10 protein-coding genes are annotated in these 14,183 nt (G+C 68.6%); 5 read left to right on the forward strand and 5 right to left on the reverse strand.

The genetic code is table 11. From position 1 onward, the window contains the following. Window positions 1-54: 54 nt before the first annotated feature. From HNQ07_RS10545 to HNQ07_RS10560, 4 genes are all read right to left on the reverse strand, one after another. Window positions 55-954 (reverse strand): carbohydrate ABC transporter permease, encoded by a 900-nt coding sequence (locus HNQ07_RS10545; protein WP_184111460.1) that lies wholly within the window; start codon window positions 952-954, stop codon window positions 55-57. A gap of 19 nt (window positions 955-973) precedes the next feature. Then, window positions 974-1,933: a carbohydrate ABC transporter permease gene (locus tag HNQ07_RS10550; protein WP_184111463.1), complete on the reverse strand. Its 960-nt coding sequence runs from the start codon at window positions 1,931-1,933 to the stop codon at window positions 974-976. Between the two features lie 49 nt (window positions 1,934-1,982). Next, window positions 1,983-3,212 (reverse strand): extracellular solute-binding protein, encoded by a 1,230-nt coding sequence (locus HNQ07_RS10555; RefSeq protein WP_184111473.1) that lies wholly within the window; start codon window positions 3,210-3,212, stop codon window positions 1,983-1,985. A gap of 225 nt (window positions 3,213-3,437) precedes the next feature. After that, window positions 3,438-4,448, reverse strand: coding sequence for a LacI family DNA-binding transcriptional regulator (locus HNQ07_RS10560; protein WP_221274915.1), 1,011 nt, complete (start codon window positions 4,446-4,448; stop codon window positions 3,438-3,440). A gap of 201 nt (window positions 4,449-4,649) precedes the next feature. Here HNQ07_RS10560 and HNQ07_RS10565 point away from each other — a divergent pair, with 201 nt between their 5' ends. From HNQ07_RS10565 to HNQ07_RS10575, 3 genes are all read left to right on the forward strand, one after another. After that, window positions 4,650-7,166, forward strand: a complete 2,517-nt coding sequence (locus tag HNQ07_RS10565) for a beta-mannosidase (RefSeq protein ID WP_184111475.1) — start codon at window positions 4,650-4,652, stop codon at window positions 7,164-7,166. 124 nt (window positions 7,167-7,290) lie between these two features. Beyond that, window positions 7,291-8,289 (forward strand): glycoside hydrolase family 5 protein, encoded by a 999-nt coding sequence (locus HNQ07_RS10570; RefSeq protein WP_184111477.1) that lies wholly within the window; start codon window positions 7,291-7,293, stop codon window positions 8,287-8,289. A 261-nt stretch (window positions 8,290-8,550) separates the two neighbouring features. Continuing rightward, window positions 8,551-11,490, forward strand: a complete 2,940-nt coding sequence (locus HNQ07_RS10575) for a sensor domain-containing protein (protein ID WP_184111479.1) — start codon at window positions 8,551-8,553, stop codon at window positions 11,488-11,490. 35 nt (window positions 11,491-11,525) lie between these two features. On the opposite strand, the gene HNQ07_RS10580 is transcribed toward HNQ07_RS10575, so the two are convergent. Then, window positions 11,526-12,332 (reverse strand): ABC transporter substrate-binding protein, encoded by an 807-nt coding sequence (locus HNQ07_RS10580; RefSeq protein ID WP_184111605.1) that lies wholly within the window; start codon window positions 12,330-12,332, stop codon window positions 11,526-11,528. 305 nt (window positions 12,333-12,637) lie between these two features. On the opposite strand from HNQ07_RS10580, the gene HNQ07_RS10585 reads away from it, so the two are divergent. Together HNQ07_RS10585 and HNQ07_RS10590 are read left to right on the forward strand one after the other, a co-directional pair. Continuing rightward, window positions 12,638-13,249, forward strand: coding sequence for a ParA family protein (locus HNQ07_RS10585; RefSeq protein ID WP_184111481.1), 612 nt, complete (start codon window positions 12,638-12,640; stop codon window positions 13,247-13,249). Further along, window positions 13,246-13,533: a hypothetical protein gene (locus HNQ07_RS10590; RefSeq protein ID WP_184111483.1), complete on the forward strand. Its 288-nt coding sequence runs from the start codon at window positions 13,246-13,248 to the stop codon at window positions 13,531-13,533. The genes HNQ07_RS10585 and HNQ07_RS10590 overlap by 4 nt, the downstream gene beginning before the upstream one ends. Window positions 13,534-14,183 lie beyond the last annotated feature (650 nt).

The raw sequence follows: 14,183 nt of genomic DNA on the forward strand, positions 1-14,183 counted from the left end.
GTGCATCGAGATGGGCGCCCGCGTGAGGACAGGCGCCCGGAGCGGGCACCAGACTTAGCCTTTGGTGGCGCCGGCCGCCAGGCCCTGCACGAACTGGCGCTGGAACAGCAGGAAGATGATCACCATGGGTAGCGAGACCAGCAGCGAGGCGGCCATCATTGGACCCGCACCGCGTGGATCGTAGGTGAGGTTGCCGGCAAGCTTGCCCAGCGCGAGTGGCAGCGTCTGGTGCGCGTCGTCATTGATCACCAGCAGCGGCCAGAGGTAGTTGTTCCACTCGCCCAGCATCACGGGAATGGCGATGGCGGCCAGCGCCGGGCGCAGCATGGGCAGCACGATGCTCCACCAGATCCGCAGTTCGCCGGCGCCGTCGATGCGGGCGGCGTCCACCAGGTCGTCCGGAATCGCCAGGATGGCCTGACGGAAGAAGAACACCGCGAAGGCCTTCGCCAACCCCGGGAACAACAGCGCCTGGTACGAGTTGATCCAGCCGAGGTCGCGGACTGTCAGGAAGTTCGGGATGATCGTGACTTCCCAGGGAATCATCATGCTGCCCAGGAGCACCAGGAACAGCGCCTGCGAGCCGGGGAAGGGGTGCTTGACGAGCACGTACGCGACCAGCGACGCCAGCAGCAGGCTGATGGTGACGGTCAGTGCCGTGATCACCACGCTGTTTACGTAGAACTGCGCGAAACCGGTATTCGCGAAGATCTGGAAGACACCCTGGAACTCGTCACTCCTGCGCGCGGCGCCCGGCACCGTGTCGGGGTTGAAGAAGTTGTCGAGCGTGAAGGTGTGAATCCACCACGTGGGCGGGTTGCGGATGATCTCCGGAATGGTTTTGAAGGCGTTGGTGGCCATCCAGTAGTACGGGATCATCACGCTGACCGCCAGCGCCAGGAACGGCAGGCGCAGGAGCCACAGCAGCAGGGGATGGGGGCGTTCGCCGACCATGGAAGACCTCCGGGGGAACTCAGTCGATGTCGTTGATGCGCCCGAGCTTGAGGTTCAGGGCGGTCAGCAGGAACAGCATGATGAACAGGATCCACGCCAGGGCGGACGCCATGCCCATCTGCAGGTGCCGGAAGCCCAGGTCGTAGAGGTACACGACCAGCGACAGGCCAGAGTCCAGGATGCCGCCCACGTTGGAGGTGTCGCTGAACAGGAAGTAGAACGAGAAGAATTCCTGGAACGCGCCGATCATGCTGGTGACCAAGACGAACAGCAGCACGGGCCGTAGCAGCGGCAGGGTGATCCGCCAGAAGCGCTGCGCCGGCGTGGCCCCGTCGATGGCGGCCGCCTCGTAGATGTCGTGCGGGATCGAACGCAGGCCCGCCACGAACATGATCATGTTGTAGCCCATCAGGCCCCACACGGCCAGCACGATCAGCACGGGGACCGCGTACTTCGGCATGCCCAGGAAGCGCACGGCGTCTAGGTGCAGCCACAGCCGGATGCTGTTGATCAGACCGAAGTCCTCGCTGCTGAACAGCCACTTGAACACGCTGATCAGCCCCACCCCGCCCGCCACGGACGGCAGAAAGAAGCACGCGCGCATGATCTGGTCGAACAGCCGCTGCCCGCCGAACACCAGGGCGAGCATCAGCCCCAGGACCGTGCTGCACAGCGACGTGCCGAGCATGTACACGGCCGTGTTTGCTAGGGCCTTGCGGAAGCGCGGGTCTCCCAATAGCGTCTGGTAGTTCTGCAGCCCCACCACTTTGGGGTCGCTGATCGCGTCGTAGTCCGTGAAGCTCAGGTACAGCGAGCGCAGCACCGGCCACAGCGTGAACACCGCGAACAGCAGCAGGAAGGGAGCGAGCAGGGTCAGAGCGGTGCCGTGCTGGCGCAGAAACCGGCGCACGCCCACCGCGCTCCTGGGCGCGGCGGGGCGGGCGGCCGGCAGGGCCGGGGTGGGTGGGGATTTCGTCATGCGGCCTCGGAGCGCGGCGCCGCTCTGCACTGCGCGGCGCCGCCAGAGTTCAGTTGCCGTACTTGCTGAGGTTGGCGTTCATGGTCTTCGCAGCGTCGTCCAGCGCGGCCTTGGCGTCCTGGCCGTTGAAGATGACCTGCTGGATGGCTTTCTGCACGGAGTCACCGCTCTGCTCCCAGCCGGGGCAGTTGGGCGGGCCAGCAGAGGCGTCGAGCTGCTTCATCAGCACCGTCTTGAGGGACGCCGGCACGTTGGCCTGGCGCACGAGGTCCTGACGGCCCGCCGGGAGCCACAGGGCGCCCAGGTCGTTGGCGGCCTTGATCATGGCGACCGTGGTGCGCGTGGTGTACATCTGCTTGATGAAGTCCGCAGCGAGATCCGGCACCTTGGTGTACGACATGATGCCGATCAGGCTGCCGCCCTCGAAGGCTGTGGTGTTCCCGGCCGGACCCTTGGGCATGGCGGCGATGCCCCACTTACCCGCCAGCTTGGGGCGGCCGGTACGGATGCTCTGCAGGCTCCAGTTGCCGGTCATGCCCAGCGCGTAGTCCCCATTCTCCAGACCCTGTTCCATGTCGGGCCAGCCGTCGGTGGGCGCCTTGTACTTCGTGTAGAACTGCGCGTAGTAGTTCAGGGCGGTCACGCCGGCCGCCGAGTTGATGGTCGCCTGGGTGCACTTGGCGTCGTACAGGCTGCCGCCCGCCTGCTTGAAGTACGGGAAGTACCCGACCCACCCGGCGTTGCCCCACTGCTGGATCATGCCCTTGTTGCCGCTGGCACGGAGTTTGTCCATGGTGGCGGTCAGGTCGCTCCAAGTGGCCGGGGGCGACTTGACGAGGTCCGTGCGGTAGTACAGGAGCTGCACCGTCACGTCGTACGGCAGGGCGTACAGGCTGCCGTCGATGGAGGTAATGGCGTTCATGATGCCCTTGTTTGCCGTCTTGGCGACGCTGGCGACCAGCGCAGGGTACTTCTGCTTGAGGTTGATCAGGCCGCCCTTCTTGCCGATCTCAATGCCGTAGGACAGGTAGCCGGTGATGATGTCTGGGCCGCTCCTGCTGGCCAGCGCCGCGAGATACTTGGTGAAGGCCTGGTCGCCGGGCACGGCGCGCACCTCGAAGGTCACGTCCGGATGGGCAGCCCGGTACAGGTCCACGGCCGGCTGGATGATCTTGGGGCTGGTCTCGTCGCCGACCACCCAGATGGTGAGTTTCTCGGCGCTGGCGACGCTGCACAGCAGCAGACCGGTGGTGAGGGCGGTCGGGATCAGATGACGCATGCTTCCTCCTGGGTAGGGGGCGACGTGACGATGTCCGTGGTGGTCCACCTGCGTGGCCCCGGACACAGCTGTGTTTAGTAAACGGAATGAGTGTACTGAGCAACAATCCGCGTGTCAACTCGTCACGCGGTCAGTCGATCCCGTCACACGGCGGGCACGGCAGTCATGGCCCAGGCCGCTCCGCCACACCTGAGCAGCGCGGCGCTAAAAGGTCCTAACCTGTGCTCAGGCGCGGCGGGCACGGGAACTGCCCCGGATCACCAGGCGCACCGGCACCGTCACGTGCGCGCGCTCCAGGGGGCGGGGATGCAGCAGCAGACGCACCGCCTCGCGGCCCAGGCCCTCCTTGTCGACTGCGATGGTCGTCAGGTCCGGCTGGCTGTACCGCGCGGCGGTGATGTCATCGAAGCCCACCACGGCGAGGTCCTCCGGCACGCGCAGGCCCTGCCGGGCACACTCCTGGAGCGCCGCCAGCGCGGTGCGGTCGTTGTAGGCGAAGATCGCGTCCGGCTGCGGCGACAGGTCCAGGACCTGCGCCACGGCCGCCTGGTTGCCCTCGTCGGTATCCACGGTCCGGCGCACCAGCAGGCGCGGTTCTGGCGTGCGGCCGGCGTCGAGCAGGGCGTGGTGGTAGCCCTCAACGCGCTGCCGGATCGAGTAGTGCTCGTCGGGGCCGGTGATCATGGCGATCCGCTGGCGTCCCATGGCGATGAGGTGCTGCGTCGCCTGGTATGCACCGGACACGTTGTCGATGTTCACCGACGGCAGGCCCGCCGCGTCGTGGTCGACCAGCACCACCGGCTTGCCGGCGCGCACGATCTCCGCGAGGGTCGCGTGTTCCCAGTACCCGGCGCACACCAGGCCGTCGACCTCCAGCAGGGCGATCAGTTCCTTGACCTCCTGCGGCGAACCCACCGACGAGTACGTGAACGCGATCCCGGAGTTGCGGCACGCGACCTCGACGCCGTGCAGCACGGGAAAATAGAAGGGGTTGCTGGCCAGATTGGAGTGCGATTCGTGCAGCAAAAAGCCCAGACGGCGCGCCTTGACAGGCCGCAGCTTGGTGTGGTTGTAGCCCAGCGCGGCCGCGACAGCAAGCACGTGTTCGCGGGTCTCGCGGGTCAGGCCGGCCTGGCCCTTGAGCGCCCGGGAGACGGTGCCGGTCGAGACGCCGGCGCGCGCCGCGATGTCGCGGATCGTGGGGGAGGAGGGCACGCTGGAGTCGGCCTTGGACACTGCGTCCAGTGTAGGTCCTGTCTGCGGCGGCGTGGAACGGCCGGGCGCGCCGGGCAGCACCCGGGTGGGCACGGGTGCGCCCGTGGGTGGAGCCTTTTGACAGACGCAGGGGGAGGTGTTAAGCTCGCTCACGTTTACTAAACAATACACTGGCGTTCACCGCGTGACCACCCGACAGTCCCTCCACGGCCCAGGAGTTCCATGACCCAGCCCACCCGCGCTCCCCACCGTTTTCCCCTGGCCGGCTGGACCGTCCAGGCCCGTCCCGACGCCACGGGCGCCCGGCCCACCCGCGCGCCCGTTGACCCGCTGCCCGCGACCGTGCCCGGCACCGTGCACATGGACCTGCTCCGGCACGGCGTGATCCCGGACCCCTACGACGGCCTGAACGAGCTTGAGGTGCAGTGGGTGGGCGAGACCGCGTGGGAGTACGCCGCGACCTTCGAGCTTGGCGACGCCGAACTGGACGCCCCGCACCTCGACCTGTGCCTGGACGGCCTGGACACCGTATGCACGGCGAGCGTGAACGGCACGGTCGTCCTGCGCTCGGAGAACATGTTTGTGCCGCACCGCATCGACGTGCGCCCGTACGTGCAGCGCGGCCGGAACTCTCTGAGCCTGCACTTTGATCCGGTGATGCCGTACGGCCGGGCGCTGGAGGCCGAGCACGGCAAGCGGGCCGTGTGGAACGGCGACGCCAGCCGCGTGTATGTCCGCAAGGCCCAGTACCACTACGGCTGGGACTGGGGCCCCACGCTGCTCACCGCCGGACCGTGGCAGGACGTCACGCTCCACGCCTACGCGGCCCGCCTGGACGACGTCCGCACCGCCCTGACGGTCGCCGATGACCTGCAACGCGCCACGCTGACGGTGGAGGCCACCGTGGGCGGCACCCCGGCTCCCGGCGACACCGTGGACGTCCATGTGGTGGCCCCGGACGGACGGCCAGTCGCGCAGCTCAGCATGCCGGCGCTGGCTGCTGCGGGCACGCTGGACCTCCCGGCGCCCGCGCTGTGGTGGCCACGCGGTTACGGCGAGCAGCCCCTGTATACGGTGACGGTCACGCTGCGCCGCGAGGACGCGGTACTCGACCGCGTGCAGCGACGTGTGGGTGCCCGCCGCCTGGAGCTGGTGCAGGAGGGCGTCGCCGGCGAGCCCGGCACGTCCTTCACCTTCGTCGTGAACGGCGTGCCCGTGTTTGCGGGCGGCGCCAACTGGATTCCAGAGGACCTGCTGCTGAACCGGGTGACGCCCGATCGCTACCGCGCCCGCCTGCAACAGGCGGCCGACGCGCACATGGTCATGATCCGCGTGTGGGGCGGCGGCATCTACGAGCCGGACGTGTTCTACGACGTGTGCGACGAGCTGGGGCTGCTCGTGTGGCAGGACTTCCTGTTCGCGTGCGGGCTGTACCCGGCACACCCGGCCTTCCTCGACTCGGTGCGGGCCGAGGCCATCGCCGCCGTCACGCGGCTGCGCCACCACGCGTGCCTGGCGCTGTGGTGCGGCAACAACGAGGACTACCAGATCGCGGAGTCCGTGGGTGCGGCCGGACCGGGGGCCGATCCCAGCGCCTTCGCCGCCCGGTCGATCTACGAGCGCATGTTGCCCGAGGTGGTCCGGCAGTTCAACCCGGAGGTGCCGTACTGGCCCGGCAGTCCCAGCGGCGGCGCGTCGTCGTCAGACCCGACCATCGGTGACCGGCACACCTGGGAGGTGTGGCACGGCGTCATGGCGCCTCACCAGGATTACGGCCGCTACGAGGGCCGCTTCGTGAGCGAGTTCGGCCTGCAGTCGCCGCCCAGCCTGCACACCATCGCGTCCTTCACGCGTCCGCAGGACCGCCGGGCGCACGGACGCGTCTTCGAACACCACAACAAGGCTGCGGACCCACGTGGGCGCCCGGACGGCTCGCGCCGGCTCGCCGCGTACCTCTCCGACACCTTCCAGCCCGCCCGGACCTTCGAGGAGTACGTGTACCACGCGCGGCTGGTGCAGGCCGACGCGATGGCGAGCGCCTACCGCGCATTCCGCGGCCGCTGGGGTCACGACGGCGCGCGGGCCGTGTCCGGCGCGCTGGTGTGGCAGCTCAACGACTGCTGGCCGGCCACCAGCTGGGCGATCGTCGATGTCGACGGCGTGCCGAAACCGGCGTACCACGCCATCCGCCGGGAGCTCGCTCCGCTGGCCGTCCAGGCGCGGCGAGAGGGCGACGGTGTGCACGGGTGGGTGGTCAGTTCGGCGCTGCACGACCACGACGTGACGGTGCAGCTCGACGTCCATGCGCTGGGCGGCGACCTCCTCCTCAGCGAACGGCACGAGTGCCACGCGGCGGCCAACGCTGTGACACCCCTCGACCTGCGTGATCACCGCTTCCCGGCGGACGCGGTCGTGGTCCTGCGGCTCCTAGGCACCGGCCAGGACCTCGGCCGAGCGGCCCTGTGGCCCGAACCGCTCAAGCAGTTCGACGTGCCCGACCCCGGTCTGAGCGTCACCGTGGAGCACCGCAGCGTGAGCCTCCACGCGGCCCGCCCGGCCCGGGGGGTGTGGGTGGATGCCGGCAGTGCGGTCCCGAGCGACAACCATCTCGACCTGCTGCCCGGCGAGCGCGTCCGCGTGGTCCTCGACCGGGACGTCGCCGCCAGCAACGTGAGCGTGTGGGCGGTCGGCTCGGAGGTGGTGCGCGCGACCGCCCCGGTGGCGGCCCTGCGCCGCTGAGCCGGCGGCAAGCACCTGCGCAGCGTCCGGCGACGCGGGCACCACCAGTGCACCAGCAACCACGCCCGTCGACCCGACCGGCTGGACGCTGCCCGACCACGCTCTCTGCCGCCCCGAGGCCACCATGACCCACTACGGTTTCAACGTTCAGTGGCTGTACTCCAGCGACTCCATGGCCGCGCCGCTGCCCCCGGACGAGCGCGCACTGGACTTCATGGCCGCGCACGGCTTCAACTTCGTGCGGCTGCCCACCGACTACCGCTTCTGGACAAAGGACCACGCGTACACGCAGCTGGACGAGCGGGTGCTTGAGTGCATCGACGCGTACCTCGCCGCGTGCCAGTCCCGCGGCCTGCACCTGAGTCTGAACCTCCACCGCGCGCCGGGCTACTGCATCAACCGCAACGACCTCGAACGGCACAACCTGTGGGCGGACGACGTCGCGCAGGACGGGTTCCGGCACATCTGGCGCACCTTCGCGCAGCGGTACCGGGGCGTGACGCCGGCGGCGCTGTCCTTTGACCTGCTGAACGAGCCGCCCGAGGTCGGCCAGTACGGCATGACCCGCGAGTCCCACGCCGCCCTGATGCGCAGCGTCGTCGCCGGCATCCGGGGCATCGACCCGGCGCGGCCCATCGTCATCGACGGTCTGGGCGGCGGTCACCTCGCCATGCCGGAACTCGCGGACCTGGGCGTCACGCACTCGGGCCGGGGCTATCAGCCCATGTGCGTCAGCCACTGGGGCGCGACGTGGTGGGACGGCTGGCGGCAGGGCAGCGGACCGCACTACCCCGGCACCGTGTATGGCGGCGTCACCTGGGACCGGCAGGCCCTGCGCGACTTCTATGCCCCGTGGCGCGATGTCCAGGCCCTCGGCGTGCCGGTGCACATCGGCGAGTTCGGCTGTTACCGCGAGACCCCCAACGGGGACGCGCTGCGCTGGCTGGCCGACCTGCTCGGCGTGTACCGCGAGTTCGGGTGGGGGTACGGCCTGTGGGAATTCACGGGGAACTTCGGCATCATCGGGCACGGGCGCCCGGACGCCCGGATCGAGCGCGTGGACGGCTACGACGTGGATGTGGAGCTCCTCGACCTCCTGAAGGCCGCGCGGGAGACGGCGTGACCAGGCCGGCGCCCCTGACGGCCTCCACCGGTTTCTGACGCCGACTCGACCGGACGGTGTATACACTGGAGCCATGTGCCCTGCCCCGCGCCCGAGTTCAGCTCCATCGCCGGCCGGGCCGGCGGAGTGACGGCCGGTGGCGGGCCATCCGGACGTGCTCCCGGCAGGTAAAGGTGTCGCCGGTCACGCCGGCGAGCTGGCCGGCAGCGCACGCCGCCGCTGGACGGCACAGCACGCTCGCCCCCTGGCGCGGATGGCCACGTGACCCCAGTGGCCGACGACTTCGAGGGGGTGGCCGCCCGGCAGCGCCGGCTGCTGATGGGATTCGAGGACAGCGGGCTGGCACTGCTGGCCTTCGACAACGCGCAGCGGCTGGTGTTCATCAACCGGGCGGCCCGAGAGCTGTACGGCGTGGGGCCTGACATCATCGGGGCGCCGGGGTCGTCGCTGTTCACCTACACGTGGCTCGCGCCGGGCGACGAGGCGGCGTCGGCGGCCGCCCTGCAGGCCGGACACAGCTGGTCGGGGCACGTCCAGCAGCGGCTGCCGGACGGCCGGACCCTGCGCGTCGAGATCCACGTCAGCGCCACGTATGACGCGCACGGAGCCCGCAGCGGCACGCTCGGGTTCGTCCGCGACATCACGGCGCTGCACAAGGACGAGCGCCTGATGCAGCTCGTGGTGCACCACCTGCGCGAGATCGTGACCCTGCACGCGCGGGACGGGCAGATGCTGTACACCAACCGGCCGGAGATCCGCGCCGACACCGCCGAGCTCGCGGACCTGCGCGACCGCAGCGGCTACGACCTCATCCACCCGGACGACCGGGACATGTTCCGCCGCGAGGTGCACGACCGCGCGCTGCGCGGCGAGGTGGGCCGGACCGAGTGGCGCCGCAGCGAGCCGGGGCACCCGATGGCATGGATGGAGACGCGCGCCACACCCGTGTTCGGGACCGACGGCGAGGTGCAGTACGTGCTGACCCTCAGCCGCGAGATCAGCGAGCAGCGCGCCCAGGACGAGCGGCTGCGGGTGCTGGAGTCGGCCATGCTGAACGCCAGCGACGCCATCGTGATCTGCGGCGTGCCCGAGCGCGCGGGGGAGGACGCTCCGGTGCTGTACGTCAACCAGGGCTTCACGCAGCTCAGCGGATACTCTGCGAGCGAACTGCGCACCCAGCAACAGGGCCTGCTGCTGGGCGAGCGCAGCGATGCTGCGACCGTGCAGCGCATCCAGGCGGGCCTGGCGGCCGGCGAGCAGACCGACGCGGTCTACCTCGCCACGGACCGCGCCGGCCGGGCGCTGTGGGTGGACCTGGCCCTCACGCCCGTCACGGACGCTGCCGGGCAATTGACCCACTGGATCGGCGTGCTGCGCGACGTCACGCGGGCGCGCCGACAGCTCCTGCTGGAACACGACCGCCGGGACGTGCTGGAACTCGCTGCCGCCGGCCGGCCCCTGCCGGAGATCCTGGGCGCGATCGTGAGCCTGATCGAGCGGCAGCTGGGCGACGTCACGGCCAGTCTGCACCTGCTGCGCGGAGGCCGGCTGTACCAGGGGGCGCCCAACCAGCTGCCACCGTCCTACGTACGGGCCACCGAGGGCCTGGAGATCGGTGCCGCCGCGGGCTCCTGCGGCACCGCGGCGTATCACCGGCGTTCCGTGGTGGTCGAGGATATTCGCACGGACCCGCTTTGGACCGCCTACCGCCACCTGGCCCTGCCGAACGGGCTGCTGGCGTGCTGGAGTACCCCGATCCTCAGCCAGGACCGGAGCGTGCTGGGCACCTTCGCGGTCTACGCTCCGCAGCCGCGCCGCGCCACGCCGGAGGAGGTGCTGCTGATCGAGGACACCGCGCGGCTGGCCGCCGTGATCCTGGAGCGGCACCGCGCGCTGGACGACATGCAGCGGCAGGCGCTGCACGACCCGCTCACCACACTGCCCAACCGTGCGCTGTTCGCGCGGCACCTGCAAGACGCCATCGCCCACTGCCCGCCGGAGCAGCTGGTGGCCGTGGGCGTGCTGGACCTCGACCGCTTCAAGACGGTCAACGACTCGCTGGGGCACGCGGTCGGCGACGAATTGCTGCAGCTGGTCGCCCGCCGGCTTCAGACCGCGCTGGTGGGCTGGGGTCGCGTGGCGCGCATGGGCGGCGACGAATTCACGATGATCTTCGCACCGCAACCCGACCGCGAGACCATCGGCACGCTGGCCGAGGCGGTGCTGGCCGCCTTCGGTGAGCCGTTCCTGGTGGGGAGCCAGGAGCTGTTCGTGCACGGCAGCCTGGGCCTGGCGGTGTACCCAGAGGACGCGGCGCTGCCCGGCGACCTGCTGCGACTGGCCGACACGGGCATGTATCAGGCCAAGCACCGGCACCTGGGCTGGGCCTTCTGCGAGGTCGGGGGCACCACGCCGGCGGCGCGTGGGGTGGCGCTGGAGGCGGCGCTGCACCGCGCCCTGGAGCGCTCGGAACTCAGCGTGCACTACCAGCCGATCGTGGACGCGGCCGATGGGCAGCCGATCGGGGTCGAGGCGCTGCTGCGCTGGACCAGCGCCGAGTTCGGTCCGGTGTCTCCAGCAGAACTGATCCCGGTGGCCGAGGAGAGCGGCCTGATCTCCAGCATCGGAGAATGGGTGCTGGCGCAGGCGTGCCGGGACGTGGTGCGGCTTCAGGAGGTCAGTCCGGGCCTGCGCATGAACGTCAACCTGAGCGCGCGGCAGTTCCACTACCCGCACCTCAGCGCCGCCGTTCAGCGCGCCCTGGCCGACGCAGCGTGCTCGCCAGACCTGCTGACGCTGGAACTCACCGAGGGCGTCCTGATGGAGCCGGACGCGGCGGCCCGGCTGTCCGCGCTGCGCGACCTGGGCGTCCGCCTGAGCATCGACGACTTCGGCACCGGCTACAGCTCGCTGAGCTACCTGAAGTGGCTGCCGGTACAGGAACTCAAGATCGACCGCAGTTTCGTCACCCTGCTGGGCGCCGAACCGGACGGCGTGGACGCGCAGATCATCCGGACCGTGGTGGGCCTGGGTACCGCGCTGAACCTCACGCTGACCGCTGAGGGCGTGGAGACCCCGGTGCAGGCCGACCTCCTGCGCGACCTGGGAGCCGGCGCGCTCCAGGGCTGGCTGATCAGCCGCGCGCTGCCATACGACGCCCTGGTGACGTGGCTGCACACCGCCGACCAGCGGGTGAGGTAACGCCCTGAGCGGTTGCAAAACGCGCCCGGCGCCGCTTAGTGGTGGCAGGACCGTCTGCAACAGGGCGTTGACCTGCTCAGCAGGCTCTCGGGGCCGGTGGTGGGCACTGAGGCGTAGGGCGGCGCGAAACCCTGTTTCAGGCTCAGGTCGGCATACCACTGCAGGGTGTTGGCCAGACGGGCGTCATCATAGTAGTAGGTGTTGCCCCACAGGCCGTTGTTGAACGTCCATCCGGTCGACACGGCCAGGGCGCTCCAAGTGTGCTGACCGTAGGGGTCGGAGCCTTCGGTGTAGTTGGCGAGGAAGCCGTACCGCTTGACGTTCCTGGCATCGAAGCTGCTCGATGTGCCCCGGTTGCCCTTGGTATCGACGCTCAGTTGCGCGATCAGTTTGCCGAAGGTGCCGCCATCCTGCGGATTCCACGTCAGGTTCGCCAGGCTGGCCTCGCTGACGCCAGCAGCCTTGAGGGCGTCTTTGTTGTAGAACAGCGCGATGGTGTCCCAGTCCTTGGGCAGGCCGTACCGCGCGCCGCCATGCGTCCACAATTCAGCCAGGCCCTTGTAATAGCCGCTGGTGGACACCTTATCGCGGGCCACGAGTGGAGCGATGTCCACGAGCTGGTTGTTGGCGGCGAAGGTCGGGTACTTGGCGAGGTGGTCGGCGAAAACATCCGGCGCGTTGCCCGCGACCATGCGCGTCTGCAGGCTGGGCCAGTAGGTGTCCCACGCGGTCTGCTCGATCTTGACGGTGATGCTGGGATTTTTCGCCGTGAAATCCCTGGCGCACTGCTGGTAACCTGGGAGCTGCGCGGCTTCCCACAGCCAGTTGCGCGACGGCCACAGCCTGACGGTTCAGACGACCGGCAGATTCCGCGCTCTCCGTGTGGCTAGCGAGGACGCCACGATCTGACATACCAGTGGGCAAGATCGACCGTGGCTGTGGTCGATGCCGCCTCGAACCGCAGGGCAACGTCTTGAAGCGCTGCCAGTGCCGACAAGTGCGGCGCTACACCACGGCAGAGCGGCGGTCAGAACCACCACAGGCCACAACGAACCATCTTCGAGCCAACCCAATTTCATAATTCTGCACAGACAAAATTTCAGACTTTCGGCGATATGGCGGTGCGTCCTGCTGTACAGTTGAAATGATGATCATCACTGTCGCGGGATTCAAGGGCGGCGTGGCGAAGACGACCACGGCCGTGCATCTGGCCGCATTTCTGAACCGGCTTGCTCCGACGCTGCTGGTGGACGGAGATACCAACCGCAGCGCGTCGCTGTGGGCCTCGCAGGGCGGCCTGCCGTTCACGGTGGTGCCGGAAACGCAGGCCATGAAGTACTCCCGGCAGTTCGACCACATCGTGATCGATACCGGAGCCCGACCCACCGCCGACGAGCTGCGGGACCTTGTCGGCGGGTGCGACCTGCTCGTGTTACCCACCAATCCGGAGGCGATGAGCCTGGACGCGCTGCTACAGACCACCGAAGCCCTCCAGAACCTGGGCGGGACCTACCGCATCCTGCTCACGCTGGTTCCCCCAGTACCCTCGCGCGAAGGCGAGGAGGCGCGCGCGCTATTGACCGCGGAGCGGTTGCCGGTCATGCGGGCCTCTATCCGGCATACGTCGGCTTTCCGCCACGCCAGCGCTCAGGGGGTGCCGGTGTACGACGTCAAGGGCTCGAAGTCGGCCAAGCTGGCATGGCTGGACTACGAACGGGCAGCCGCAGAAATCGTGACAGCCGCAGGCGGAAGCGCATGACCGGCAGCAAGTTCTCGGGCCTGAAGGCCATGCGCGAGAAGCGTCACCAGGAGACGGAGGCACCATCTGTACCTGAAGCCGCTCCCGACGTCACGCCAGTGTCCGAACCACCCAAGCGGAAAGTTGGACGGCCACCGGGCAAGCGCTCGAACCCGGAGTACCAGCAGGTCACGGTCCTGCTGCACGGACAGACCTACCTGGAGGTGCGCAAGCGCCTGCTGGATCAGCGAACAGAGGTCAGCGATCTCATCAATGATCTCTTGAACGACTGGCTGAACCGCTAAGGGACTGGCCCTGCCAGCCATGCAGCAGGTTCGAATTTTGTAGATTTATAGTTTTGCACATACAAAATTATCCTTTGCTGCTTGCGGAGTTGACGGTTGGTACGGCGAAGACAGGGCGACCGACCATCCTGACGCACAAGACAGCTCCCACGCTAGGCGCCAGACTGCGCAGAGAACTACCCTGCGGCTCCTGTATCTGTGAACCGCGCCGGCCACGTCAGTTCGCACACTCGCCTGGGAATGGACGTCGTCGGTCCCAGATCAACGCCGCATGACCATGCACGGGTAGGCGAGTCCAAACGAGGGATGCAACCGGCCAACAGCAAAAGTCCGGAACCCAGAAGAGGAGGGGAGAGGGCAATTCTCCGCCTTTCCCGACGACACACCTGAGCGATTTGGGCTTCCCGCGTCGACTCTCGCAGCCACCTGCCTGGCTGCGAGCACCGTTTGGGAGGCCAGCGATGTGCCACCGACGACACACCTGAGCGATTTCGGCCCCTCCACCGACGACACACCTGAGCGATTCGTTGCCCACCATGACGACACACCTGAGTGATCGCCACACCGCATCCAGGCAGAGCTGGCGCAGGCACCGACGACACACCTGAGCGATCACCCCCGATTTCCGACGACACACCTGAGCGATTGCC

This window comes from Deinococcus metalli (assembly GCF_014201805.1).
GTDB classification, from domain to species: Bacteria; Deinococcota; Deinococci; order Deinococcales; family Deinococcaceae; genus Deinococcus; species Deinococcus metalli.

Bases quoted from the DNA above. Each gene is read 5' to 3' on its own strand.
- HNQ07_RS10545 (WP_184111460.1), bottom strand. From the start codon at position 954: ATGGTCGGCGAACGCCCCCATCCCCTGCTGCTGTGGCTCCTGCGCCTG.
- HNQ07_RS10550 (WP_184111463.1), bottom strand. From the start codon at position 1,933: ATGACGAAATCCCCACCCACCCCGGCCCTGCCGGCCGCCCGCCCCGCC.
- HNQ07_RS10555 (WP_184111473.1), bottom strand. From the start codon at position 3,212: ATGCGTCATCTGATCCCGACCGCCCTCACCACCGGTCTGCTGCTGTGC.
- HNQ07_RS10565 (WP_184111475.1), top strand. From the start codon at position 4,650: ATGACCCAGCCCACCCGCGCTCCCCACCGTTTTCCCCTGGCCGGCTGG.
- HNQ07_RS10570 (WP_184111477.1), top strand. From the start codon at position 7,291: ATGACCCACTACGGTTTCAACGTTCAGTGGCTGTACTCCAGCGACTCC.
- HNQ07_RS10585 (WP_184111481.1), top strand. From the start codon at position 12,638: ATGATCATCACTGTCGCGGGATTCAAGGGCGGCGTGGCGAAGACGACC.
- HNQ07_RS10590 (WP_184111483.1), top strand. From the start codon at position 13,246: ATGACCGGCAGCAAGTTCTCGGGCCTGAAGGCCATGCGCGAGAAGCGT.